Origin of the sequence: Halobacillus andaensis (assembly GCF_014636475.1) — a bacterium.
Lineage (GTDB): Bacteria > Bacillota > Bacilli > Bacillales > Halobacillaceae > Halobacillus_A > Halobacillus_A andaensis.
In genome coordinates this window covers 42,814-66,161 of record NZ_BMEL01000002.1, presented here as the reverse complement: position 1 = coordinate 66,161, position 23,348 = coordinate 42,814, and the positions used below count along the sequence as shown (strand labels likewise).

Sequence of the window (23,348 nt, the reverse complement as noted above, 5' to 3'; positions counted from 1 at the left end):
AAGATTTCTCCTTGTATATAAATTCTCATACTATCTTCTTTCCATTAAAACAAAGGAGATACCTTCTTTTGAAGACATTTTTCTAAATCCCACAATTCTGTCACATCTTATGAAGCCATTTTCAAGGAAGGATGCAGATACACAATAGAGGCTAAAGTCGTAACCGTTCCTCCTATAAATATCGTCACACTCGTACTCGACCATTCCGATATCACTCCGGCTAATAACGCAGCTGCAGGCATAGAAACCCAGCTGATGAATCGGCTGGTGGCTTGCACTCTGCCAAGTAAACGAGCTGGCGTAAGCTTTTGACGTATCGTGATAATACATGGGCTTTGAACGGAGGCAGCAAAAGTGCCCACCGCATTCATGACCATTAAACCGAGAAACGAAGACATATAGCTAAATCCAATAAGTGATAAGCCCCCTATGAAAGAGGCGGTAAATAAAATTTGTTGATAGCTCCACCGTCTTTTTAAAAAAGGCGTCAGAAAAGCTCCCCCAATAGCTGCCGCACCGCCCACGGAGAGCAGCCAGCCTATGGCGCTCGCCGATAAGCCTATGGACCCCTTAAGATGAAAAACCATCATCGTTAAAAATAAAGTAGTACCAAATATAGAAAACATCATAGCCACATTCGTAAATAAAATCGGCTTCATCTGATAGACGTGGCGAAATCCCTCTTTTATATCTCCCCATACTTTCCATGTTCGTCGTTCTTCTGATTCAACTTGTGGCATCGGAAGGCTCTTTACGGCTAACCAGGCGGCCAAAAAACTAAAGCTGTTGATCATAAGCGCATAGCCGGGATGGTACAAGCTGACGACGATCCCTCCAAGGCCAGGCCCTAAAAAAATCGCTGTTTGAAACAGACCTGTATTGACAGCGTTCGCTTTCTCTAAATCATTTTCACGAACGAAATAAGGAAGTACGGCAAATTGAGACGTATTATAAAGCTGACTGAGCAGCCCCATCATAAAAGCCGCACTGTATATATGCCATACTGTTAGTTGATCTACCATAAAAAGAAGCGCGATAACGCCCACAATCAACCCTCTGCTTGCATCACAAACCAATAAAATCCGCTTTCGATTCAGCCGGTCAGCGAGCACCCCAAGCATGGGCTGAAGTAAGATCGGAAGCCTTTCTAAAAAAGCAACCACTCCCATAGCAAGGGCGGAATCTGTTAAAACGAGGACAATTAAAGGAAGCGCAAGTAAATAAATTTGATCTCCAACGAAAGATACAACGTTTCCTCCAATTAAGCGAAATGCAGGATAATTTCGCTTCCATTCCGGCTGCCGCTGCTCTTTATGTTCAATCGCGTGATGCTTCATCATCACTTCTTCCTAGAAATTGCTCAAGGTCAATTGGCATGGTGTCGATTGTACGTTTATTCAATCGGTAGGTCGAATGGCTGGATTCAACAATCCGGGACGACTTCAACATTTTCAAATGGTGATGAAGGGTAGACTTTCCCATTTGTAAAATCGTTGTCAGCTCTTGAAGTGACCTTTCTTTTTCGTATAAGTATTTTACTAATCGTAACCGGACTTCATCTCCTAACGCTTTATATTTCTGCACAAGAATTTGACTCGGAATATATGGATCGTTTTTATATATGCTGTCGTTTGATACCGGATAATAAAAAACTTTTGTATCAGGAAGGTCGGCTTCCACATTCCATGGACGATAGGTATAATGCGGGATTAATAACACATGATGAACGCTTGGTTCTGGATGATAGGTAATTCCCCCGGTCGCCCACTCGACAAATGCCTCCGGCTCTAATTTGTGTATCATTTTTTCTTTTGCATCATGGTCCCGCTCTAATAAATCTTTCAACTCTTCTTCTTCAGGCGCTACGACCGCTTCATACCAATACGTCATAACGTTTTGTAAGTGCTGTTTTAACGTTAATTCATCTACTTCACTAATGAATTGAATGTAAGCAGGAAAGAAAGAATGATCGCTTGCTTCGTTTGATAATTGTCGAATGGCTTCTTTCTGCCCTTTAGAAGCTTTCTTTCGGGTGGATTCTAAAGCTTCTCCTAAATAAGGAAGGCTGACATACTTTAATGTTTCGCTTTCTATTTGTTGAATAAACTGAGTAAAGTCTTGAAGGGAGGAGAAGGAGTCATGATGTAAAATCTGAAGGAGTGCTTTCCACGTGTTATGCATTTCTACGTAAGATAGTTCATTTTTTAATATCTCGTCAAAACGTTCTTTGTGCCAGTTCTTCTTTTCCAGCGTATCAATCAATGAATGATTCGTCAGCGCCGCAATGCCTAATGCACATTCAAATAATATCGAATGTTCGACTCGCACGCGATACGTTTCTCTTTTTTTACTATTGAATTGAATAACTTCCATTTCATCACCTCATTCGAATCGTTACTTAAATTCTATAATTATTGAACATAATATTCAACAATTATTGTAAAACAATCCGAATACATATTTTTGATCTCTCGTGGAAAAATGAGAGCACCATAAGAAAGGTGTGAACGTAATGGAAGCTGGCAATCAGAATTATCAAGCAGGAGACATTGTCTATGTTATTTATCGCAATCCTCATACGTACAATGTCGCCAATGTTCAAGAAGCAGCTGTCGTCCACGACCCTGAGCGGCCTGGACAATTGGCCTTATTTTTATATGAAACTTACTTTCCGTTGGACGATACGATCGCCGTGTATCCTTCGATGGCTGAAGCAGAAATGGCTTATGAAGAAAGCTTCGGCTCTACACACGAGGAGGGGCTGGAGTGGTAAAGCCATTTGTTCCTCAGCTTGTCTATATTGAGCCTAGAGCCTTAGAGTATCCTTTAGGCCGTAAACTAAAAAAGAAATTTGAAGACATGAACATTGAAATCAGAGAAACCACCTCTCACAACCAAGTACGAAACCTCCCTGGGGAGAACGATTTTCAAAAGTACAGAGTGGCCAAGTCTACGCTTGTTGTAGGCGTTCGAAAAACGCTAAAGTTCGACACGTCCAAACCATCCGCTGAGTATGCGATTCCTTTTGCCACCGGCTGTATGGGTCATTGCCATTATTGCTATTTGCAAACGACGATGGGAAGCAAACCGTACATTCGCACCTATGTCAACGTCGATGAAATTTTCGAATCCGCTGAACAGTACATGAAAGAACGTGCGCCGGAGGAAACCCGCTTTGAAGCTTCGTGTACATCCGATATTGTTGGAGTGGATCACCTCACCCACACATTAAAAGAAGCCATTGAGTACTTTGGGAAATCCGAGCACGGACGCCTCCGTTTTGTAACAAAATTCGCTCATGTTGATCATTTGCTTGATGCTGAACATAATGGGCGCACACGCTTTCGCTTTAGTTTAAATGCCGATTACGTGATTAAATTTTTAGAACCTGGAACCTCAAGGTTAGATGAACGGATTGAAGCGGCCGCTAAAGTGGCTGAAGCTGGTTACCCTTTAGGATTTATTATTGCTCCCATTTATTTGTACGATGAATGGAAAGAGGGGTACCGCGAGCTTTTTGAAAAGCTGGAAGACAAATTGCCGGATTACGCCACGAAAGATTTAACGTTTGAACTGATTCAGCACCGTTTTACGCAGCCGGCCAAACGAGTCATTCAGAAAAACTATCCGATGACTAAGCTTGAAATGGATGAAGAGAAACGCCAATATAAATGGGGACGATATGGCATTGGGAAATACGTTTACAAAAAAGATAAGCAGGAAGACATGAAAGAAACCCTGGGTGGATACATTGAACAGCATTTCCCTGAAGCCAGGTTAGAATATTTCACGTGAAACAGCAGCCAGTCTACAGCTTGGCTGCTTTCTTTATATAGGCTTTGTTTAAAGAGTGTGTTGATATTTGATGGTTAAGGAATTTACTCCCTTTTTGAGGACGAGTGTCGCAAATCCCCTAACCATCAATGCAACAAAGTGCTTGTTGTTACTGAAAGGGAACCTAATGAAAAAATCCCTCCTGACACCAGCTATAGGTACAGAAGGGATTTTTTATAGTTCATTAGTTAATTGGGCTTTTCGTTACCGTGTGGTCCGTGTCTGTATCATCATCTAGGTCGTTACTTGAAGTAGCAGCTACTTCATCCTCCGCAGAGTCTGTCAGCTCTTCTTTGGCTTCTTTCACTTTATCGCCTACATCTTTTAATTCATCTCCAGCGTCTTTAGCTGTAGATACAATATCTTGAGATTCATCTTTGACTTCCTGAACCTTTTCAGAGATTTCTTTGCCTTGATTATCAAGGATTTCTTGAATTTTATTCAGTGCCTCTTTTGTAATCGTTGCTGTTTTTTGAATACGCTCAAGAAGATCATTTTTGGCTCCCGTCGGATCAGCTTTCACATCAGCTACATATTGGCTGACAGAGTCTTTCGTAGAAGAGGATGTTTCTTTAATTCGTGTACGGGCTGTCTCACTTTTAGCTAATACGAGAGCACCTCCGACAATAGCTCCAACCGTAATAGCTAGAGATAATTTTCCTTTTGGTGATTGTGATTGTTGAGACTGTTGTTGATTTGGCATAATAGGGTTCCCCTTTCGGTTCTTAAAAATTTTATTTTTTTGCAGCGTGTATTATTTTTGAGTAATCGCATCTTTTCTAGCTTCAGATTTGAGCCCTTGTTTTTTAATCTGAAACCGTTCATACTTCCGCTTACCTACTTCATTAAGCTTGTCCGTTTTGGCGGTGTACTTGCCTTTTACGTAATCCTTTGTCGTTTTACGAATGGAAGGGTCGTCGGGTGCCAGTTTAGAACGTAACAATGCGCCGCCCAATAAACCTGCACAAAGGGCAATGCCTGTGCTTAGTTTATTAGATTGTTTTCGTTCTTTAATGGTGTGACTCATGATTCTTTATTAGCTGCCATGGAAGCCTTACTGCCAGCAGCTGCTTCCTTTAGCGCTTTTCGTCGTTGTGTTAGATAGTAACCAAGAGCTACGGCGCCATATAAACCACTAACATCTTTTTCTTTTACCTTCGTTTCGCCTGATGATGTATTCTTCTTCATCGAAGCTGTAGCATCGACTAAGGATGAAGTTAATTTACGTGATGACTCTCCAATATCTCCTACAATATAAAACAGCGGGCTTAATGCTTTGATCTTTTCATTTACATCAGCCAGGGTGTCATTACTGGTATTAAGCACATCACTCGTTTGTGACATTACCTGATCTAACTGATCTGGTAATTTTACAACTGTTTTATCTACACCTTTTAGTACATTTGCTAAATTATTAAGAGTTTTAATCAAGAAAATGGACACGATGGCAAATACAATGCCGATGATTAAAACACCAATACCTAGATAATCCATGCAAAAACCTCATTTCTTTGTTAAATTTTCGATTTACTTATTCATTATCCGTTCGAGATTGGAAGGTTTGTTTTCTTAATTTCCATTTTGTATATAGATTAATGAACGTGTCGCCCCACTTCATTACTTTCGCCATGTCTTCTGAATGCTTCTCGGAAGATTTTGAAACACTGGCTGAAAGATGGTTCATCGTCTCGCTCATATGACCTACGGATGTACCCACTTGGTTAAGTGAAGTAAAAAGACTATCCAATGACTCACTCTTATGCTGAACATCCTCAGCGAGTAAGTTCGTTTTTTGCAGTAAGTATTCGGATTCTTTCGTAATTCCATCCATTTTACTTTCTACGCTTTCTAATGTACCTGCTACGCTTTGCATGGTACTGGAGGCCGCTTTGAGAACTTTTACAACAAAAATAGCGATAAGTGCAAAAGAGACGGCAATAATAAATAGACTGATTGCTGTTAAGGACATTTCCATCATTCCTCCTTGTTATGTAAAAGATACCCTAATATGTAGTGACAAAACGTAAAATTCTGTCCAAATTTTAACCAAATTCTTCAAATCAACTAAAATGACTTTTATTCTACTTGAACTCCTGCCAAACACCACCCTTTAGCCCTTCTAATTTTGAGTCTTTCTTTCTACATTCGAGGTCTGCTCTGTTAAATCCTTCTTCCCTCTCAGTCTTCCTCCTTGAGTCGTTAATAAAACACCCACCATCACAATAGCGGCCCCTATTACATGCATACGTGTAATTTGTTCACCCAGCCACAATCCTGCACCCAGCATAGTGACCACCGGAAGAAGATTTAAAAAAATGGAGGCTTTTGAAGCACTTAACAATTCAACCGCTCGATTGTAAAAAATTAAAGCAATGAAAGAAGGAAAAACTCCTAAATACAATAGTCCAGCCACATATTCTCTGCTAAAAATCGAAGGAACCCCTAAGATCAGCCACTCCACGACGACAGCGGGCAGAAGAAGTAGTACACCTACACCTGTGATTACAAGTACAGCTCCATAAGGCGGAAAGCGGAACATATAAAGTTTTACAAAGATCGAATAGAGCGCCCATGACAAAATAGCGCCAATCATAATAAGGTCACCTATGTTCCACTGCAAATGCGTGATTTGAAAAAGACGGCCATCAACGATGACCCATATCGATCCAAAGAGAGATAACAAGACGCCCGCGGACTGGATCTGATTAATTTTTTCTTTCAGTAAATAAATACTAAAGATCACGGTTACCGCTGGAATAGCCGATTCTAAAATGGCGGCATTGGAAGACGAAGTGAATTGCAAAGAGCCATAAATAAAGGTGTTGAACAAAGCAATACCTGATAAAGATAAGGCTAAGACCGGCTTTTTGTTTTCCAAAAACAAGGACTTATGTTTGAGAACACTGCGGTATCCAATCGGTAAAAGAACCGTAAAGGCAATAAGCAGCCTGAAGAATGTAATCGTTAAAGGGGGCAGGTCATTAATCGCTTTCCCGATTAATAGATTTCCAGCATACATAAACACGACAAGAATCATTAAGACATAAGGATACAAACAGACCCTCCCCTCAACAAAATTACTTTTATGTAGTCACTTACACTCTCTCTACTAAATTACCACTCTTTCATTCCAAAAAAAAGAGAAGCGGAGATGATCCCGCTTCTTCCTAGTCTTCACTTGAGATTTTACCTAAGAAAAATCCATCAACTTCTTCAAGTTTCCCTCTCCATTCAAATTCTCCTTCAGAAGGGGTAGGCTCACCATCACCATTGTAAACTTGAGCATTCTTCAAGTGGATATAAGAAACGTCCCCATTCGATTCCTCTTTTGCTGCCTTACTTGCTTCAGCTAACTTCTCACTAATGGCTTGAGAGATGTCATTTCCCTCTTCAAAGACATTAGAAATGCCTTCTAAATACTCTTCCGCCGACATCGTTGTTCCGGACACAAGCGCACCATTAATATTGAGAGTAATATCTAAAGAAAAGTCATAATTGTTCGCTGCTTTTACGAATGTTACAAGTACATCATCCATTCTAGTTCCTCCTTCTTATTTAGCCTTTCGTGGTATCGTCATTATTAGATACAGTGGTTTTCTTCCTGGTCGATGATTTGCTATTTGATTTGGAAGTACTAGACTTACTCTTCTGTGATGATGGTTTGTTTTCAGCGTTCTCATCTTTTTTTGCTGGTTTGTTAGACGTTGATTTAGAAGAGCTGCTGCTCTTTGTAGACTTAGAAGCTGGTTTTTTAGCAGACTGTTGCTTATTGGCCTGATTTTCTTCTTCTTGATCTTCTTCAGATTCTTCTTCTGTCTCTTCTTCTTGTTTTGCTTTCTTAGGCTGTTTTTCTTTTTCTTCCTCTGCTTCTTCTGTTTCTTCCTTTTCAGGAGCTTCCGTTGTAGCTGCTACTTCTTCATTGCTTGCTTTTGATTCTTCATTCTCTTCTTCACTTTCTTCTTCGTCAGCGTCTTCATCTTCGTTGTTATCTTCATTTACGTCTTCAGGCTGGTTCTCTTCCTCTTCTCCAGCTTCTTCTTTTTCTTCTTTTTCAGGAGCTTCCGTCGTCGCTGCTGCTTCTTCATTGCTAGCTTCTACTTCTTCATTCTCTTCCTCTGCTTCTTCTGTATCTTGATCGTCATTTTTATTTTTAGATCTCTTTAATTTACCGGCTGCACTTTTCGTTTTTTCCTTGGTCGAATCTTTAGCACTTTTAGCTTTTTCTTTGCTGCTTTCTGCTTTTTCCTTCGTTTTGTCTTTTGCCTTTTTCACACCAGCGCTAACTTTGCTGCCAGCTTTTTTACCTTTTTCTCTTAGACCTTCTTTTTCTTCGGTATTCTCTTGATCCTCAGATTGGTTCGACTGGTTCTGTTTGCGAGGACGCATAATCAAACCTGCAGCCGTACCCAATAGTCCTCCAATGATCGCTCGAGTAACCGTCTCATTGTTTTGATTGTTTTTTCCTGAATTCTCTCCCATTTCCATCCGCTCCTCTTGTCTATTTTTTATTAAACAAAGCGATTCGATTGTCCAGCACTTTTCTCCAGCTGTTCAATTCGCTTTTGTAACTCTTTATTTTCTTCTTCAAGGTGCTTCGTGTTTTGCTCTGCAGCTTTCGAGTTTAAAAATGGATCCGTTTCCCACCAGTCCATTCCAATCTCCTTTGCTTTATCAACTGAAGCTACGATTAAGCGGATTTTAATCGTTAATAACTCTACATCCGCTATCCCAACTCGAATATCTCCAGCGATCACAACACCTTTATCCAGTACGGTTTCCAATACATCTACAATACTATTTCCTCGAGTGGAATGTTCGATGCCATTGTTGTCGATAGCCATTGTTGGTCACTCTCCTTTCTTATAGCAGATTTCCGAGTGGACCTAGATCTATATTTAAGTCTTCATCTTTCAGGTCAAAGATGTCCTTTAACTCATCCATTTTTATCTCTAAATTCATGAGTGCAACACCAAGATTCTCGATTTCTTCTTCTGTAAGGGTTCCACCATCAACACGGCGTATGGCATGACGTTCCACCAGCTGCCTTAACAACTCAATCACCGTTAAAACGAGCTGAGCTAGTCCCTGCTCTGCCCCTTCTGGATCTAAGTTAATCCGCCCGCTTTGAGGTGGTTGATGTTTAAGATCGCTCTGTGGCATAGGTTAACTCCTCCTTCTCTTGATCGAATCGTTCGGATGATAATTTCTGTGAATCCATGTTCGACTGCACGAGCGTCTCAACAGCTGAAATGAGCACACGTAAATCGAGATACACTAAATCGATCCCTGCAATCGAGATAATGATGTCTCCCTTAATGGCGACACCTTTATCCAAAACGGTATCCAGAATATCGATCAATCCTATTTCTTTGTTTTCATAGGTCTCTCTATGTGACATCGCTGACGCCTCGCTTTATTATAATTTTGCAAAATGATAAGCCGGCCATGGACCCGTTGCTTCAAATATCCATCCTGCCTCCTGGTGGGTTTTTTTAGCCTCTGTCACTAACGCTAAGAAGCTCTCCACCTTCTCAATGGGGACGAGATAAGCACTGTTCCAGCACATTTCTTCATCTCTTCCTGTCACATCACGATTCCAGTTTTTCTTAACCGTGTCATCCACGCTGTATTCTGTGAGTTGATCATGGATCTTAGAAGAAAACTGTTCTTGCTCCTTTTCAACTTCTTGCTGGATATATTGGTCTAACTTTCTTGATTCTAAATATTGCCGGCCTTTCGACAGTTGAGCAATTTCTTCTTTTTTCTTTTTTATATTTAAATTGTGATCACCAACATTTTCAGTAAGCTTGTCGCGATCGCAATATATTTTCAAGTTCCATTCTTCCTTACCTTCCAGCTGCTGAAGGAGATCCTTCATCTGTTGATGGTAGGAATCAATCATGCTTTGAAGATTTTGTTCCGTTTTATAAATTGTGCAAAATTTCATCGGAATAATGGTTGCATTTTCACGCAGCTTTATAAGCATCTCATGATGATGAAATGCTTTTTCCTGCACCCATTCCATCTGATTTGTTTTTTCTTCAAGGACCTCTTCCCCAAATTCTTCTTCATCGACATAACAGAACACAGCTGATAGTTCACCGTATTCTTTTACTTCAAGTTCATGTTTTTTATCTATCCCTTGATAAGATGAGAAGAGGTTCTTTTGATCATTAGATGAAGAAATGATTCCGTATAAATAAAATAATTGACTCATCGTAAAAGTCTCCCCTGTTTTACCGCTTCGTTAGTTCTTCCCACTGCTCCATTTCGAGTTTCTTAGCTGTCTCATATCTCATGAGCAGTTCTTCCTCTTGTTTCTTATACACTTCCTCTGAGACCTCATCCAATTCGTACATCATTTGAAGGTGGATGAGCTTTTGTTGGATGTGCTCCAAGTCATAATATTCCTTATCCACTTCTTCCTTGACGTGCTCACCAATTTTTACAATCATGTCAATCGGAAAAGTGAATAGTTTTTGTATCATGTGCTTTCCTCCACTTTTAATTTAATATTAATAAAGTTATAAGCTGGCCAAGGACCTGTGTACTTAAAATCGACTTTATCTAGCCATTTATCGTGAAGTTCATTCACCTTATTATCAAACTGTTCCTCTTTACTTCGATCGATTAGGTAAGAGCCATTGAGTAACATCTTCTCACCAATAGGATCATTCGATTTAGCAGAAGCAGAAAGTTTAACTAACGGATCATGAATGTCTTGTTCAATTTCTTTCTGTAACGATTGAAAGAACTTCTGTGCCATTTCACCCAGCTTCATGCGATCGAAATAGCCGGCGTCTTCCGACTTCTTCGCTACTGTACTTTTTTGTTCCATTACTTTAGAATTTTTAGAAATTTGACTTTCCAACCATTCTTTCTTCCCAACGACTTTTAAGCCTACTTCAATTTTCCCTTTGATCTGCGGGAACAATTTAGATAGTTGTGGGTAAAGGTTTTTTAATAAAACTTCTACATCTTCCTCTGATTGAAACACGTTCCCAAAGCTGATAGGTACTACGGTATCTTCATTAGCCATTACGTTTGAAATCACCTGCTGATGAAGCATGAGGTTCTCTTTATTGGGATGGTAAATTTTCATCGGTACTTCTGCAGCAACCATGGCCGCATCTTGATAATGAATCGTAAATGTTTGACGATCTTCTCCTTCAAAATGAATCGTGCCAAATTCTTTCTTCTCATTCGTTTGAATACTGCAAAATATATAAATACCGGTTTCTTGTTCCACTTTAGCTCCCCCTATACTTCCTTACATTCAACTAAAATTTTCTCTTTTAACTCTTCCAATGATTCTGTTTCGTCTGAACATGCTTGTAATGGAAATAAAGTAATATCCGTGCAGACATCCTGAAATTCAGAGTTATCACCTTTAACTTTTATATTGTAACGCTCTACGACTTGAGCAATCATAATGGAGGATCGTAAACTTAAGCTTGCCACGTCATTCTCACATAAACCTCTGACCCGATTAACAAAACCAACGATGGCTGAAGCTTTTTTCTCGCTGATTTTTGTTTTCTTCATGACAATGGCAGTTTCCGCTTCCTCATCCATATACTCAACGGGCAGCGTCACCATTCGATCTAACAATGCATCTTGAGACTGATAGACGCCCGCATACTCCGCCGGATTACTTGTAAAAATGATGGAGAAATCCGGGTGAACATCAATAAAAGATTCTGTGCGTTTCGTTCCATACAGCGGGAGAATCTTTTCCTCTAAGATTGATAAAAATAAATTGTTGGTTTCTGGCTGAGACCGAGTAAATTCATCATAAACTACGGTATAACCTTCCTTAACTGCTTCATACAAACGCCCGTTGACCCATTCCTCTGAGATATTTTCCTCTATTTTATGAACGGTACGAACAAAGTTATCATTGAGCTTTTTCCGTCTATAACCGGTATAAGCACCAATAAGATCCTCATTCGATAAATCCTTATTTCCGTTTATTAGGAGGACGGGTCTTTTTCGCTGTTTTGCGATATGGAGAGCAAGGGTGGTTTTCCCAATCCCTGAAGGTCCGGTAAAATGAACAGGATAGCCAGTGGAAAGATAGCGTAAGGAACGTTTAATTAAACTTTTAAAATAGGGATCGTTATAGACGTCCTGCTGTGATTGAGGTTTGATGCTTCCTGTTAAACTCGTCATTCTCTGCCCTCCCTGCTCTATTCAGCTTGCTGCTCTTCAAGATCACTGCGGAAACGAAGGCTTATTCGTGTGAATTCTGTCACTTCTTTATCGTTATCCACCGTCACTTCATATAGCCCGATCATTTCGTCATGGGCATATCTCCGCATGTATTCTCGTTCTTCAATCACTTCTACAAGCACTCTCCAGCCTTCATTTTCTTCCTGTTTTTTAACAGATATAATCTTATGAGGCGGAGCGATATGCTCTTTAAAAAACTGCGTGACATTGTCCATAATTTTCATCTTTTCCAACACCTTCCGAAATAGTAAATAAGAAGGCTAGAGCTTCTCCTCTAGCCCTCCTTTACTTTAAATGTTAAATTGCGCTCGTTCATTCTCCTGTGAATTCGACTCGGAGTAGTCCTGATCAGCTAAGCGCCCGCCCAGGCCTTCTTCTTCTACCTCATCGCGAAGCAATCCAACTGCTTCTGCATAACGAAGCCATGTGTCAACACTTGCCACTACTACACGAGCCTCTACAGTGATAAGTTCGATTCCCACTACGTTAATTCGAACAAATGCATCGATTACAATTCCTTTATCTAGAATACGGTCAATTACTTCTGCTAAGCTTGAACTATCTGTTGATTTTTGAATAGCCATAATTGTTCTCCTCTCTCCTTTTTAAAAATAAGTTTTTATATTTTCAATTCCTTTTACATCTTTAGGGCCTTTCACTTCATCGTAACTTTTAACATTAGAAACGCCTTTAATATCGTTCGTACCTTTGACTTGATCGTACCCTTTAATATTAGAAACGCCTTTGATATCCTGAGCGCCTTTTAGCTTATTGTTACTATTAGAATTACTTGATTTTTTATTCTCGTCTATTTTTTCCTGCAGTTCTTCCCCGGATTCTTTAAATGAAGCTAATCCCTCTCGAACTTCTAATAAATTTTCCTGCATTTTACCTTGAGCTTCTTCAGCTTTTTCGTGGACTTTTTCAGCATTCTCTTCTTTCTTCTCTTGCAGGTTTTCACTTAGTTTATTAGCTTTCGATTGCAATTGCTTTTTAAATTGCTCACGAATTTGATCGCTCATTTCGTCTTTTACTTCTTCTTCAGCATATTCTTTGGCTTCAATTGGATCATCGGATTTTTTTACAACTCTAGAAACGCGGGGCCACTTGTTTTTAACAGCTCTTGCTGTCTTCTTCATACCCCCTTCAACTTTGCTCAACATCCCTTTTGATTCGTTGTTCTCGTTTCCATTTTGGGTCAAATTCCACCATCCTTTATGACACCATAGTAATTGATCTACATAGGGTCTCTTCCCATAAGTAAAAACTTAAAAACCTACTTCCCGGTGCTTTTTTCAGAAATTGGAATATTATTCATGTATTGTTACAGGGCACCACAGATACCATCTTAATTAAATGCAATGACGTTCTCACTTTTTAAGAGCATTGTTACAAATATTACTAAAATATTTTATTTTAAAATAATGTTTCTCCAATAAGTTTTAGTTTGAAAATTGAACGACGTGGAATCAATGTAAAAGAATAGCAATTCAACCAAGGAGGAATAAGAAATGGATCGTATGGATCGACAAACACAAGGTCAGCCAGGACAAGAACAGGAGAGACAGCCTGGCGTAGAACCCAAGATGGATCCCTTGCCGCTGCAAGCTGACGATGATTATCGTAGTGGAAATAAACTCGTAAATAAAATTGCACTAATTACGGGAGGAGACAGCGGCATTGGCCGTTCAGTTGCCATTGGTTATGCAAAAGAAGGGGCCGACGTAGCCATTTCCTATCTCGATGAACACGAAGACGCTGAATATACGAAGGAAAAGGTTGAAGCTGAAGGAAGACGGGCGATTTTAATTCCTGGGGATGTTGGTGAAGAATCCGTCTGTCGAGATGCGGTGGAGCGTACCGTAAATGAGTTAGGCGGTTTAGACATTTTAGTGAATAATGCAGCTGAACAACACCCGACGGAAGATATTATGAACATCTCTACAGAACAGCTGGAAAGTACCTTTAAAACGAATATTTATTCCATGTTCCACTTAACGAAAGCTGCCCTTCCTCACTTGAAGAGCGGAAGTGCGATTATTAACACGGCGTCTGTGAACCCTTATAAAGGAAACGCTCAGTTAGTCGATTACACAGCAACGAAAGGCGCTGTTGTTGCTTTTACACGATCAATGGCTGAGCAGTTAGTAGATAAAGGGATACGTGTAAATGGAGTAGCGCCAGGACCAATTTGGACGCCGCTTATCCCGGCTACATTCCCTGAAGATAAAGTAGAAAAATTCGGAACCAATACGCCGATGGGACGACCGGGTCAGCCGGTTGAACATGTTGGAAGCTACGTTCTGCTCGCTTCTGATGATTCCACTTACATCACCGGCCAGTTTATTCATATTAACGGCGGAATGATTATGACAAGCTAATTAGTGGTAGTGAAATGGAACCTGATACGCTTCAGGTTCCTTCATTTTTGATTGAAGAAAAGGAACTAGAAAAAAGCGCCGCTTTCAGCGAGGCATGACGAAAGCCTCCTCAATCACTTCGAGAGGCCACTGAAAAAGTTCTTTCTAATCTATAGGAGCTTTCAAAGTATGTCGTGATTCAACGGATCGCTTGTCGGTGGATGCTTGCCGCGGGCGTCACCACCGACCGCTCATCGTGAAATCAACAGAGTCCTATCTAGCTTTCTGTTTAGTTCTCAATAGCTACTATTGAAAAAGGGTTAAAGGAAACGGCGAGACTCCTAAGGGTGATACGAATAAGGTGTGACCCCTGAAGGCGCAGCCTGAAGAGGCACACCATTCGCCCTTGGAAAGCAAGTCGTTTCCTTCCAGGAATAAATGAAGGATCTTTTATGAACTTAACCTATTACCGCGATTAAGTTAAAAGGTTTAGGGAAGTAGAAAAAGAAATGATGTGAAGGAGAACACGCTTATGCCTGAAGGACCAGAGATACGACAAGCGGCAGATCAAGTTGAAAAAGCTTTAAAAGATCGAACCGTGCTTGATCTTCATTTTGCTTTTTCACATTTACAAGATTACGAAGATTTATTAAAAGGGCAAAAAGTAACCCATGTCGATACAAAAGGAAAAGCCATGCTCATTCAATTTTCGAATGACTATACCATCTATTCCCACAATCAGTTGTACGGAAAATGGTATGTTCGCAATGCCTACAATTATCCAAAGACCAACCGGCAATTACGCTTAGCGATCCACAACGAAAAGAAATCGGCCTTGCTATACAGTGCTTCAGATATAGAAGTGCTGCGTCATGATGAGGTCGAGCACCACCCTTTTATTGCAAAAATAGGACCAGATTTATTAAGCGAACCGATTACGGCTAATGAACTTGTAAAATGCTTTGAAAGTGATCGTTTTCGACGAAGAAGATGGACCGCTCTCTTACTAAACCAGGCTTTTATAGCGGGGATTGGCAACTATTTACGCAGCGAGATCTTATTTACAGCTGGCATTCACCCCGACCTCAGACCGATGGATTGCACCCCTTTTCAGCTCGAAAAGGCTGCTAAGGCAAGTCTTGACCTTATGTGGCGTTCCTATCAGCACAAAGGGGTAACTAATGATTTGCAATTAGCTGAACGTCTAAAAGCACAAGGGGCTAAGCGCTACCAATATCGTCATTGGGTGTTTAACCGTGAAGGAGATCCTTGTCGAATTTGCGGAACCGAGATTGTAAAATTCAGAGCTAGTTCAAGACGATGTTATTACTGCCCCCACTGTCAAAGTAAAGAGGAATAAAAATGATGGGAGGCACGCATTTCATCCTTAATGGTTAGTTTACCAAAAGAATAATAAGGCAAGCGCCGCTTATCTGTAGCCGATCCAGGATTGAACAGCATCGTCTTTTTTACGAAACGAAGCAGTGGAAGGTGAGAATGACCGAAAATAATCAGGTCTACTTCTTCATCTTCGAATTCCTCGATCACCCGCTTCTCTGTCGTTTTCTTTTCCCCATGACCATGCACAACTCCGATGGTAAAACCATTAATTTGCAACATTTCTTTTCTGGGTACGAGATCCTTCATCTCAGTGCCATCTACATTTCCATAAACACCAACTAGTTCACCAAATTGCTGAAATTGTTCATATACTTCAGGCGTTTGCCAATCACCGGCATGAATGACTAAGTCCGCCTTTTTCATTTCATTTTTAAGTACAGTGGGCACACCTTTGTTCTTTTTAGGTAAATGAGTATCCGATACAACGATAATTTCCATTACAGCCTGCCTCCTCTATCCTTTATTTCATTAAGAATACATAAAAGTTTACCATTCGCAAAGCAGGGAAGATTAATATGGAAGAATTTATAAAAGGAGTTTGATGGGATGTCACATTCAATAGAAGTCGATCACCACGTTGAATTGTTCGTACAAGATATTGGAGAAGGTCAACCCATTGTGTTTATTCACGGTTGGCCCGTCAATCACCAAATGTTTGAATATCAAATGAATGAACTGCCGAAGAAAGGCTATCGTTTTATTGGAATTGATCTACGAGGATTCGGCCAATCGGACAAGCCGGCTTTTGGCTATGATTACGATACGCTCGCGCATGATATTAAAGTAGTAGTAGAATATTTACAGTTGAAAGATTTTTATTTAGCTGGATTCTCTATGGGAGGTCCGATCTCAATAAGGTATGCGACAAAATACGCCAATGACGAATTAGCTAAATTGATTTTAATTGGTGCGGCTGCCCCCAGTTTTACGCAACGAGAAGGGTACAACTATGGCATGCCAAAAGAAGAAGTCACTGGACTGATCCATGCGATTAAGCAGGACCGTCCCGCTGCACTTACAGAATTCGGCAGCAACTTTTATGAAACGACGATCTCAGAAGCGCTGCAGGAATGGTTCCTTGGTTTAGGGCTTCAGGCTGCTGCGCACGCTACGATTGCCTGTGCAGAATCTCTAAGAGACGAGGATTTACGGGGAGAACTTGATCAAATTAATGTCCCAACCTTACTCATGCATGGGAAAAAGGACGAAATTTGCGACTATCAATTTGCGCTGGAGCTGCAAAAAGGCATTCCAGACACCGAGTTAATTACGTTTGAAGAGAGCGGCCATGGTCTTGTGTATGATGAACGAGATAAGTTTAACGAAAAATTGCTGAAATTATTATAGTACGATAAAAAAGTCCAGGACATGGGCAAAGCAGTGGTTTCAAAAACAGACGATTGAATAAACGCAGATCATAGCGTAGTCAAAATACCGCAACAGTGGAGCAGCTCTATTTCAGCAAGGGAGCATAAGGGTACCAGGTTGCGAAAAGCTGTAAAAGAGCGAAGTGTCAAGTGTGAATTTCGGTACCTGGTACCCAGCGCGAGAGGAAGCTGAGGCCGTGCCCACGGAAAGCGAAGTATTTTGACGGAGCGATGGTATAAATGCTTTTAACAAAAAAATAATCCGAACGATTTTGTAGAAATCAGTTCGGATTATTTTTTTCTTTATTTAGTTTTGTTGCATCCTGAATTCATTTTATTCAATCGGTGCTTTATTTGGTGTTCCCGCTTTTCGCGGGTATTTTTTTGGCGTTTTGCGACGTTTTTCAATTAACGCAATATTACGCTCGCTGCCTTCCTCTGGAAGCTCAAACGTGTGGACGTCGATTAACTCACCGCCAACGGTTTGAATGGCTACTTTTGCATCCTGCAGTTCTTCTTCTAAGTTTGGCCCCTTCATCGCCATAAAGACGCCGCCTTTTTCCGTTAAAGGTAAGCAAAGCTCACTTAGGACTGACATGCGAGCAACAGCACGTCCCATCACGAGGTTGTAGCCTTCACGGAACTTCGGATTTTTGCCGAAGTTCTCTGCGCGATCGTGATAAAAGGCGACATCATTCAGCCCTAATTCATGGGCTAAGTGATTCAAAAAGGTGATTCGTTTCTTTAATGAATCGACAATCGTCACTTTTAAGTGAGGGAAAACGATTTTTAATGGAATACTAGGAAATCCAGCTCCCGCGCCAACATCACAAATGCGAAGCGGCTGAGTGAAATCATAATAGAACGCAGCGGTTAATGAATCGTAGAAGTGCTTTAAATACACGCCTTCCTCATCCGTGATCGCTGTTAAATTCATCTTTTCATTCCACTCCACCAGGATCTCAAAATAGTGCTGAAACTGTTTCTCCTGCTGCTCATTTAGTTCGATTCCTTGTTCTTTTAGTGCGGTTAGAAAGGTCTTCGTATCCATACAGTCATCCTTTCCTTATTCGCCGGAAACGCGGGCAATTTTTCCTTGCTCAATATAAACAAGCAGGATGGAAACGTCTGCTGGATTAACTCCAGACACACGAGAAGCCTGACCGACTGATAATGGGCGAACTTCTTTCAAACGCTCGCGTGCTTCCGTTGCTAAACCATGTACGTCATCGTAATCAATGTCTTCAGGTATTGTTTTTGTTTCCATTTTACGCATACGTTCAATCTGTTCAAGCGCCTTTTTAATATAGCCCGTGTATTTCACCTGTATTTCTACTTGTTCAGCTACATCGTCGCTTAAAGGTACTTCACTCGGCGTCAACTTTGCAATTACGTCATATTTCATTTCAGGACGACGAAGAAGATCCATGGCTCGAACGGCTTCTTTTAGCGGGCTCCCGCCTGAAGCTTCAATCGCTGCTTGTACGTCTTCGGTCGGTTTTAAAATAACGTTGTCTAAACGTTTTTTCTCATCTTCGATCAAACGCTTTTTCTTAAGGAAGCGTTCGTAGCGTTCATCTGAGATCGTTCCGATACGGTGACCAATCTCGGTTAGTCTTAGATCCGCATTATCGTGACGAAGCATTAAGCGGAACTCAGCGCGAGACGTAAGCAATCGATATGGCTCATCCGTTCCTTTTGTTACTAGGTCGTCGATCATAACGCCGATATAGCCTTGAGAACGGTCTAAGATTAAGGTCTCAAGATCAAGAGCTTTAGCTGCAGCATTAATTCCCGCCATTAAGCCTTGACCCGCTGCTTCTTCATAACCTGAGGTTCCATTAATTTGCCCTGCTGTAAACAGGCCGCTGATTTTCTTCGTTTCAAGCGTCGGCCACAATTTTGTTGGGACGACAGAATCATACTCAATGGCATACCCTGCACGCATGATTTCTGCTTTTTCTAAACCAGGTACCGTCTCCATCATTTGCTTTTGAATATACTCAGGCAGTGATGTGGAAAGCCCTTGAACGTACACTTCTTCCGTGTCACGCCCTTCTGGTTCAAGGAAAATTTGGTGACGCGGCTTATCGTTAAAGCGTACAATTTTATCTTCAATGGATGGGCAGTAACGAGGCCCTGTTCCTTTAATCATTCCAGAATACATGGCGGATAATCCAAGATTATCGTTAATGATTTTATGCGTTTCTTCGTTTGTATACGTCAGCCAGCAAGGGATTTGATCGGTAATAAAGTCCGTCGTTTCATAAGAAAAGAAACGCGGCTCCTCTTCTCCTGGCTGAATTTCAGTTTTAGAATAATCAATCGTACGGCTGTTTACACGCATTGGCGTTCCTGTTTTAAAGCGTACCATTTCAATGCCAAGCTCTTCTAATTGCTCAGAAAGAGATACAGACGTACGCTGGTTGTTTGGTCCACTTTCATAAGAAAGGTCACCAATGATGACACGTCCGCGCATAAATGTACCTGTTGTAACGATAACAGTTGGCGCGTAATACGCAGCTTTTGTTTCAGTTACGACCCCTTTAATTTGGTCGTCTTCAACGAGCAGTTTCTCCACCATCCCTTGACGAAGCGTCAAGTTCTCCTGGCTTTCTAGTACTCGTTTCATTTCTTTAATATATAAAGGCTTATCTGCCTGCGCACGAAGCGCACGTACAGCTGGTCCTTTTCTTGTATTTAAAAGACGCATTTGAATATGCGTTTTATCAATTACCTTGCCCATTGCACCGCCTAAAGCGTCGATTTCACGGACGACAACACCTTTTGCCGGTCCGCCAATGGACGGGTTACACGGCATAAAAGCAACCAAATCTAAGTTTAGTGTCAGCATAAGCGTTTTTGCACCGCGTTTAGCAGCGGCAAGCCCAGCTTCCACTCCAGCATGACCGGCACCAATTACAATTACATCATAATGCCCTGCATCGTAAGTCATTTTGGTCGTCTCTCCTTTTATAAATTTATTTCCCTAAGCAAAACTGTGAAAACAGTTGATCAATTAAACTTTCGTGAACGGCATCTCCAATGATCTCTCCGAGCAGCTCCCACGTTCGCGTGACATCAATCTGCACGACATCAATAGGAACACCCATATCCATACCGTTTTGAGCATCTTCTAAAGCCTGCTTGGCTTGCTTCAACAATTGGACGTGACGAACGTTGGAGACATACGTCATATCGCCGGCATCCAAATCGCCTTCGAAAAACGTGTTTGCGATGGCGTTTTCGAGCTGATCGATGCCTTCTTCACGAATGAGTGCTGTCGAAATGACGGGGTGATCAGCCGCTAACCTTTTAACTTCATCAAGATCCAGCTTCTGATCAAGGTCCATTTTATTAACGATAACGATCACGTTCATATCGTGAACCGCTTCAAAAAGCTTTCGATCTTCTTCGGTCAATTCATCTCCATAGTTTAACACGAGAAGAATGAGGTCTGCTTCTTTTAATACTTGTCTTGAACGTTCAACGCCGATTCGTTCGACAATATCTTCCGTTTCACGAATTCCCGCTGTATCTACTAATCGCAACGGCACACCGCGGACGTTGACGTATTCTTCAATAACGTCTCGCGTTGTCCCCGGAATCTCCGTTACGATGGCTTTATTTTCGTGGACGAGTGCGTTCATAAGAGAAGATTTACCAACGTTCGGTCTGCCAATGATAGCTGTCCCGAGTCCTTCTCTTAAAATTTTACCTTGGCGAGCCGTTTCCAGGAGGTTGTCTACTTCTTCTAAAACTTCCTTCGTTTTCTCGCGCATCATGTCATTCGACATTTCTTCGACGTCATCATATTCAGGGTAATCGATATTAACCTCCACGTGAGCGAGTGTTTCAAGCAGCTTTTGGCGAAGGTCTTGAATAAGATGGGATAATCGGCCATCCATCTGCTTTAAAGCGACGTTCATCGCGCGATCTGTTTTCGCACGGATCAGATCCATAACGGCTTCCGCCTGGGAAAGGTCGATTCGGCCGTTCATGAAGGCACGTTTCGTAAATTCTCCAGGCTCAGCTAAGCGGGCTCCGCTGGCTAATGCTATTTCTAATACACGATTGACGGAAACAAGTCCACCATGACAGTTGATTTCAACAACATCTTCTCGTGTAAAAGTTTTCGGGGCCCTCATAATTGAAACCATGACTTCTTCAGCCACTTCATCCGTTTGTGGATCAATTAATTTTCCATAGTGCATCGTATGGGAATCCACTTGATTTAAATCTTTTCCTCGAAATAGAGTATCTGCAATGGGTACAGCCTCAGGACCGCTTAATCGAACGATAGCGATAGCGCCTTCTCCCATTGGTGTTGATATCGCCGTAATCGTATCCATTTCCACACGCGGTCACCTCCTTTAATTTTTATCATCTATCATTATCCACATGGGGATAAAAGCAGGTAAAGAACTGCTACTATTTAAACTCACTAACATAATAGATTATCACATCAAGGGGTATTTTGGGAAGACTTAAGAAGAATTATCCACATGGGGATAACTTTCTATACCACTAATCCTTGGCAAGAACAAAGGCGCAAGCGCACTGGTAGACACGAAACGCATAAGCAAAACGGTCGGAGGAAGCCGGCCTTCCCTTCCGCAGGGTGGATTGCTTATGACGTGAGTGTCTGGGCGCTGAAGCTGGATGTCGCTCTGTTAAAAAAGATACCCACAGTTTGGAATTTTATAATTTCCTACAACAATAAAAAATACTTCTGCCAATTTTGACAGAAGTATTTCTATTAAACCGGACGGATCACAATATGCCGCTTCGGTTCATTTCCTGCAGAATCCGTTTCTACTTTATCGTTATCTTGCAATGCAGCATGAATAATCTTTCTTTCATAGGACGGCATTGGTTCTAACTTTACGTCTTCTCCGATCCGAAGCGCCTTATCCGCTAATCGATGAGCTAAGTTTTCAAGTGTTTCTTTACGTCTAGCTCGATAGTTTTCTGCGTCGAGTACGATCGTATAATACTGATCTGTTTCTCGGTTGACGGCTAATTGAGCTAGATATTGCAGTGAATTAAGAGTTTGTCCACGTTTACCGATCAACATGGCGATTTTCTCACCTGTCATCTCAATAAATATGTCTCGCCCGCTTGTCTCTGATTTCACTTGAACAGGGGCCCCCATTTGTTCTGCTACTTCTAAGATGAATGACTCGGCGTCCTGCACAGGATCCTTCTGAATGGCGACTTTAACGATCGCTGGCTTTGTTCCAAATACTCCAAAAAATCCTTTTTTACCTTCATCAATGACTTCAACATTTACTTGGTCCTTTGATGTTTGTAATTGTTCTAGTGCTGATTGGACCGCTTCTTCAACTGTAGTTCCAGTAGCAGTCAGCTGCTTCACTTGGCAGTGCCTCCCGTCGTATCTTTCATCATTGGCTTACGTATAAATAATGTTTGTAAGATCATAACGATGTTACCGACGATCCAGTATAACGCTAGTGCGGATGGGAAGAAGAATGCAAACGTACCGATCATTAACGGCATAATATAAAGCATCATTTGCATTTGCGGGTTTTGCGCCGCCGCTCCTCCGGCCATCATTAGTTTTTGCTGTAAGAATGTAGTGGCAGCTGTCAATATCGCTAAGAATGGATCAGCTGTCCCTAGCTGTAACCACAAGAAATCATGCGTTTGAATCGTCTCAGTCCGCATAATCGCATGATAAAACCCAATTAGTACCGGCATTTGCACCACAATTGGTAAACACCCAGCCAGCGGGTTTACTCCATTTTTCTGGAATAACTGCATGGTTTCCTGCTGAAGCTGCTGTTGAGTTTTTTGGTCTTTCGAACTATATTTTTGGCGTAATTCTTGAAGCTGAGGTTGTATTTCCTGCATTGCTTTTGAACTTTTCAGCTGCTTTACGTTTAGTGGAAGTAATACTAATCGAATAATGATCGTTACAATAATGATCGACAATCCATAGCTTCCGTTTGTCGAATCTGCAAAGAATTGTAGTGTTTGAGATAGTGGATAAACGATATATTCATTCCAAAAACCTGAACTATCCTCGGTGATTTCCTGATTAATTTCGGTACACCCGGATAAGAACGTAAGCACACCTGTCATCGCAAGTAATGCTATCCATTTGTTACGCAACGTCCTTCCTCCTTATACA

Annotated in this window: 30 protein-coding genes; 5 read left to right on the top strand and 25 right to left on the bottom strand. The window is 41.2% G+C overall.

Annotation, left to right across the window (positions count from 1 at the left end; all coding sequences use genetic code 11):
- Positions 1–107: 107 nt before the first annotated feature.
- A complete protein-coding gene (locus tag IEV27_RS07800) occupies positions 108–1,340 on the bottom strand; it encodes an MFS transporter (RefSeq protein WP_229734988.1) in 1,233 nt (410 codons plus the stop codon).
- On the bottom strand, positions 1,318–2,373 hold the full coding sequence (locus IEV27_RS07795) for an ArsR/SmtB family transcription factor (RefSeq protein WP_188376915.1): 1,056 nt from the start codon (positions 2,371–2,373) through the stop codon (positions 1,318–1,320). The genes IEV27_RS07800 and IEV27_RS07795 overlap by 23 nt, the downstream gene beginning before the upstream one ends.
- A 139-nt stretch (positions 2,374–2,512) precedes the next feature.
- On the opposite strand from IEV27_RS07795, the gene IEV27_RS07790 reads away from it, so the two are divergent.
- Positions 2,513–2,773 carry a transcriptional regulator SplA domain-containing protein gene (locus tag IEV27_RS07790; RefSeq protein WP_188376914.1) on the top strand — a complete coding sequence of 87 codons (261 nt, stop codon included), beginning with the start codon at positions 2,513–2,515 and terminating at the stop codon, positions 2,771–2,773.
- Positions 2,767–3,795, top strand: coding sequence for a spore photoproduct lyase (splB, locus tag IEV27_RS07785; protein ID WP_188376913.1), 1,029 nt, complete (start codon positions 2,767–2,769; stop codon positions 3,793–3,795). Before IEV27_RS07790 ends, splB begins: the two co-directional genes overlap by 7 nt.
- 223 nt (positions 3,796–4,018) lie before the next feature.
- Here the strand turns inward: splB and IEV27_RS07780 are convergent, their stop codons facing one another.
- The 17 genes from IEV27_RS07780 to gvpQ form a co-directional block, all read right to left on the bottom strand.
- Positions 4,019–4,537, bottom strand: a complete 519-nt coding sequence (locus IEV27_RS07780; RefSeq protein ID WP_188376912.1) for a hypothetical protein — start codon at positions 4,535–4,537, stop codon at positions 4,019–4,021.
- Between the two features lie 51 nt (positions 4,538–4,588).
- Positions 4,589–4,861 (bottom strand): hypothetical protein, encoded by a 273-nt coding sequence (locus IEV27_RS07775; protein ID WP_188376911.1) that lies wholly within the window; start codon positions 4,859–4,861, stop codon positions 4,589–4,591.
- Entirely contained in the window at positions 4,858–5,328 is a 471-nt protein-coding gene (locus IEV27_RS07770; protein ID WP_188376910.1) for a DUF948 domain-containing protein, read from the bottom strand. Before IEV27_RS07770 ends, IEV27_RS07775 begins: the two co-directional genes overlap by 4 nt.
- 37 nt (positions 5,329–5,365) lie before the next feature.
- Complete coding sequence (locus IEV27_RS07765) at positions 5,366–5,803, bottom strand: DUF948 domain-containing protein (RefSeq protein ID WP_188376909.1); 438 nt, start codon at positions 5,801–5,803, stop codon at positions 5,366–5,368.
- A gap of 150 nt (positions 5,804–5,953) precedes the next feature.
- Positions 5,954–6,889, bottom strand: coding sequence for a DMT family transporter (locus tag IEV27_RS07760; RefSeq protein ID WP_229734986.1), 936 nt, complete (start codon positions 6,887–6,889; stop codon positions 5,954–5,956).
- A 112-nt stretch (positions 6,890–7,001) separates the two neighbouring features.
- Complete coding sequence (gene gvpU, locus IEV27_RS07755; RefSeq protein ID WP_188376908.1) at positions 7,002–7,370, bottom strand: gas vesicle accessory protein GvpU; 369 nt, start codon at positions 7,368–7,370, stop codon at positions 7,002–7,004.
- A 19-nt stretch (positions 7,371–7,389) separates the two neighbouring features.
- Entirely contained in the window at positions 7,390–8,313 is a 924-nt protein-coding gene (locus IEV27_RS07750; protein ID WP_188376907.1) for a hypothetical protein, read from the bottom strand.
- A 29-nt stretch (positions 8,314–8,342) separates the two neighbouring features.
- Positions 8,343–8,675, bottom strand: coding sequence for a gas vesicle protein (locus IEV27_RS07745; protein ID WP_188376906.1), 333 nt, complete (start codon positions 8,673–8,675; stop codon positions 8,343–8,345).
- A 19-nt stretch (positions 8,676–8,694) separates the two neighbouring features.
- A complete protein-coding gene (locus IEV27_RS07740; RefSeq protein ID WP_188376905.1) occupies positions 8,695–8,994 on the bottom strand; it encodes a gas vesicle protein K in 300 nt (99 codons plus the stop codon).
- Complete coding sequence (locus tag IEV27_RS07735) at positions 8,975–9,232, bottom strand: gas vesicle protein (RefSeq protein WP_188376904.1); 258 nt, start codon at positions 9,230–9,232, stop codon at positions 8,975–8,977. The genes IEV27_RS07740 and IEV27_RS07735 overlap by 20 nt, the downstream gene beginning before the upstream one ends.
- Positions 9,233–9,250: 18 nt before the next feature.
- Positions 9,251–10,051 (bottom strand): GvpL/GvpF family gas vesicle protein, encoded by an 801-nt coding sequence (locus IEV27_RS07730; RefSeq protein ID WP_188376903.1) that lies wholly within the window; start codon positions 10,049–10,051, stop codon positions 9,251–9,253.
- 19 nt (positions 10,052–10,070) lie between these two features.
- Positions 10,071–10,322 (bottom strand): gas vesicle protein GvpG, encoded by a 252-nt coding sequence (locus tag IEV27_RS07725; RefSeq protein ID WP_188376902.1) that lies wholly within the window; start codon positions 10,320–10,322, stop codon positions 10,071–10,073.
- Positions 10,319–11,083: a GvpL/GvpF family gas vesicle protein gene (locus IEV27_RS07720; RefSeq protein WP_188376901.1), complete on the bottom strand. Its 765-nt coding sequence runs from the start codon at positions 11,081–11,083 to the stop codon at positions 10,319–10,321. The genes IEV27_RS07725 and IEV27_RS07720 overlap by 4 nt, the downstream gene beginning before the upstream one ends.
- An 11-nt stretch (positions 11,084–11,094) precedes the next feature.
- Complete coding sequence (gene gvpN / locus IEV27_RS07715; protein ID WP_188376900.1) at positions 11,095–12,006, bottom strand: gas vesicle protein GvpN; 912 nt, start codon at positions 12,004–12,006, stop codon at positions 11,095–11,097.
- A gap of 17 nt (positions 12,007–12,023) precedes the next feature.
- Positions 12,024–12,299: a gas vesicle protein GvpO gene (gene gvpO / locus IEV27_RS07710; RefSeq protein ID WP_188376899.1), complete on the bottom strand. Its 276-nt coding sequence runs from the start codon at positions 12,297–12,299 to the stop codon at positions 12,024–12,026.
- A 57-nt stretch (positions 12,300–12,356) separates the two neighbouring features.
- Complete coding sequence (gene gvpA / locus IEV27_RS07705; RefSeq protein WP_188376898.1) at positions 12,357–12,650, bottom strand: gas vesicle structural protein GvpA; 294 nt, start codon at positions 12,648–12,650, stop codon at positions 12,357–12,359.
- A gap of 21 nt (positions 12,651–12,671) precedes the next feature.
- Entirely contained in the window at positions 12,672–13,268 is a 597-nt protein-coding gene (gene gvpQ, locus IEV27_RS07700) for a gas vesicle protein GvpQ (RefSeq protein WP_188376897.1), read from the bottom strand.
- Between the two features lie 309 nt (positions 13,269–13,577).
- Here gvpQ and IEV27_RS07695 point away from each other — a divergent pair, with 309 nt between their 5' ends.
- Together IEV27_RS07695 and nei are read left to right on the top strand one after the other, a co-directional pair.
- Positions 13,578–14,447, top strand: coding sequence for an SDR family oxidoreductase (locus IEV27_RS07695; RefSeq protein WP_188376896.1), 870 nt, complete (start codon positions 13,578–13,580; stop codon positions 14,445–14,447).
- Between the two features lie 511 nt (positions 14,448–14,958).
- Positions 14,959–15,786 carry an endonuclease VIII gene (nei, locus tag IEV27_RS07690; RefSeq protein ID WP_188376895.1) on the top strand — a complete coding sequence of 276 codons (828 nt, stop codon included), beginning with the start codon at positions 14,959–14,961 and terminating at the stop codon, positions 15,784–15,786.
- On the opposite strand, the gene IEV27_RS07685 is transcribed toward nei, so the two are convergent.
- On the bottom strand, positions 15,768–16,265 hold the full coding sequence (locus IEV27_RS07685; RefSeq protein WP_188376894.1) for a metallophosphoesterase family protein: 498 nt from the start codon (positions 16,263–16,265) through the stop codon (positions 15,768–15,770). The two genes, nei and IEV27_RS07685, sit on opposite strands and share 19 nt — an antisense overlap.
- Before the next feature lie 108 nt (positions 16,266–16,373).
- Here IEV27_RS07685 and IEV27_RS07680 point away from each other — a divergent pair, with 108 nt between their 5' ends.
- Entirely contained in the window at positions 16,374–17,174 is an 801-nt protein-coding gene (locus IEV27_RS07680) for an alpha/beta fold hydrolase (protein ID WP_188376893.1), read from the top strand.
- Between the two features lie 354 nt (positions 17,175–17,528).
- Here the strand turns inward: IEV27_RS07680 and rsmG are convergent, their stop codons facing one another.
- The 5 genes from rsmG to spoIIIJ all read right to left on the bottom strand — a co-directional run bounded on the left by rsmG (position 17,529) and on the right by spoIIIJ (position 23,329).
- Positions 17,529–18,245: a 16S rRNA (guanine(527)-N(7))-methyltransferase RsmG gene (rsmG, locus tag IEV27_RS07675; RefSeq protein ID WP_188376892.1), complete on the bottom strand. Its 717-nt coding sequence runs from the start codon at positions 18,243–18,245 to the stop codon at positions 17,529–17,531.
- Between the two features lie 15 nt (positions 18,246–18,260).
- Entirely contained in the window at positions 18,261–20,150 is a 1,890-nt protein-coding gene (mnmG, locus tag IEV27_RS07670; protein ID WP_188376891.1) for a tRNA uridine-5-carboxymethylaminomethyl(34) synthesis enzyme MnmG, read from the bottom strand.
- Between the two features lie 25 nt (positions 20,151–20,175).
- Positions 20,176–21,552, bottom strand: coding sequence for a tRNA uridine-5-carboxymethylaminomethyl(34) synthesis GTPase MnmE (gene mnmE / locus IEV27_RS07665; protein ID WP_188376890.1), 1,377 nt, complete (start codon positions 21,550–21,552; stop codon positions 20,176–20,178).
- A gap of 401 nt (positions 21,553–21,953) precedes the next feature.
- Complete coding sequence (jag, locus tag IEV27_RS07660; protein ID WP_188376889.1) at positions 21,954–22,571, bottom strand: RNA-binding cell elongation regulator Jag/EloR; 618 nt, start codon at positions 22,569–22,571, stop codon at positions 21,954–21,956.
- Positions 22,568–23,329: a YidC family membrane integrase SpoIIIJ gene (gene spoIIIJ, locus IEV27_RS07655; RefSeq protein ID WP_188376888.1), complete on the bottom strand. Its 762-nt coding sequence runs from the start codon at positions 23,327–23,329 to the stop codon at positions 22,568–22,570. The genes jag and spoIIIJ overlap by 4 nt, the downstream gene beginning before the upstream one ends.
- Between the last annotated feature and the right edge of the window lie 19 nt (positions 23,330–23,348).

Excerpts from the sequence above, each read along its gene's own strand:
- IEV27_RS07745 (WP_188376906.1), bottom strand. The coding sequence starts at position 8,675 with ATGGCTATCGACAACAATGGCATCGAACATTCCACTCGAGGAAATAGT.
- IEV27_RS07740 (WP_188376905.1), bottom strand. The coding sequence starts at position 8,994 with ATGCCACAGAGCGATCTTAAACATCAACCACCTCAAAGCGGGCGGATT.
- IEV27_RS07685 (WP_188376894.1), bottom strand. The coding sequence starts at position 16,265 with ATGGAAATTATCGTTGTATCGGATACTCATTTACCTAAAAAGAACAAA.
- IEV27_RS07680 (WP_188376893.1), top strand. The coding sequence starts at position 16,374 with ATGTCACATTCAATAGAAGTCGATCACCACGTTGAATTGTTCGTACAA.
- IEV27_RS07800 (WP_229734988.1), bottom strand. The coding sequence starts at position 1,340 with ATGATGAAGCATCACGCGATTGAACATAAAGAGCAGCGGCAGCCGGAA.
- IEV27_RS07790 (WP_188376914.1), top strand. The coding sequence starts at position 2,513 with ATGGAAGCTGGCAATCAGAATTATCAAGCAGGAGACATTGTCTATGTT.
- IEV27_RS07735 (WP_188376904.1), bottom strand. The coding sequence starts at position 9,232 with ATGTCACATAGAGAGACCTATGAAAACAAAGAAATAGGATTGATCGAT.
- IEV27_RS07730 (WP_188376903.1), bottom strand. The coding sequence starts at position 10,051 with ATGAGTCAATTATTTTATTTATACGGAATCATTTCTTCATCTAATGAT.
- mnmG (WP_188376891.1), bottom strand. The coding sequence starts at position 20,150 with ATGACTTACGATGCAGGGCATTATGATGTAATTGTAATTGGTGCCGGT.
- IEV27_RS07770 (WP_188376910.1), bottom strand. The coding sequence starts at position 5,328 with ATGGATTATCTAGGTATTGGTGTTTTAATCATCGGCATTGTATTTGCC.
- gvpA (WP_188376898.1), bottom strand. The coding sequence starts at position 12,650 with ATGGCTATTCAAAAATCAACAGATAGTTCAAGCTTAGCAGAAGTAATT.
- IEV27_RS07765 (WP_188376909.1), bottom strand. The coding sequence starts at position 5,803 with ATGTCCTTAACAGCAATCAGTCTATTTATTATTGCCGTCTCTTTTGCA.
- IEV27_RS07750 (WP_188376907.1), bottom strand. The coding sequence starts at position 8,313 with ATGGGAGAGAATTCAGGAAAAAACAATCAAAACAATGAGACGGTTACT.
- IEV27_RS07725 (WP_188376902.1), bottom strand. The coding sequence starts at position 10,322 with ATGATACAAAAACTATTCACTTTTCCGATTGACATGATTGTAAAAATT.
- IEV27_RS07780 (WP_188376912.1), bottom strand. The coding sequence starts at position 4,537 with ATGCCAAATCAACAACAGTCTCAACAATCACAATCACCAAAAGGAAAA.
- IEV27_RS07775 (WP_188376911.1), bottom strand. The coding sequence starts at position 4,861 with ATGAGTCACACCATTAAAGAACGAAAACAATCTAATAAACTAAGCACA.
- IEV27_RS07795 (WP_188376915.1), bottom strand. The coding sequence starts at position 2,373 with ATGGAAGTTATTCAATTCAATAGTAAAAAAAGAGAAACGTATCGCGTG.
- nei (WP_188376895.1), top strand. The coding sequence starts at position 14,959 with ATGCCTGAAGGACCAGAGATACGACAAGCGGCAGATCAAGTTGAAAAA.
- gvpN (WP_188376900.1), bottom strand. The coding sequence starts at position 12,006 with ATGACGAGTTTAACAGGAAGCATCAAACCTCAATCACAGCAGGACGTC.
- rsmG (WP_188376892.1), bottom strand. The coding sequence starts at position 18,245 with ATGGATACGAAGACCTTTCTAACCGCACTAAAAGAACAAGGAATCGAA.
- IEV27_RS07695 (WP_188376896.1), top strand. The coding sequence starts at position 13,578 with ATGGATCGTATGGATCGACAAACACAAGGTCAGCCAGGACAAGAACAG.
- gvpU (WP_188376908.1), bottom strand. The coding sequence starts at position 7,370 with ATGGATGATGTACTTGTAACATTCGTAAAAGCAGCGAACAATTATGAC.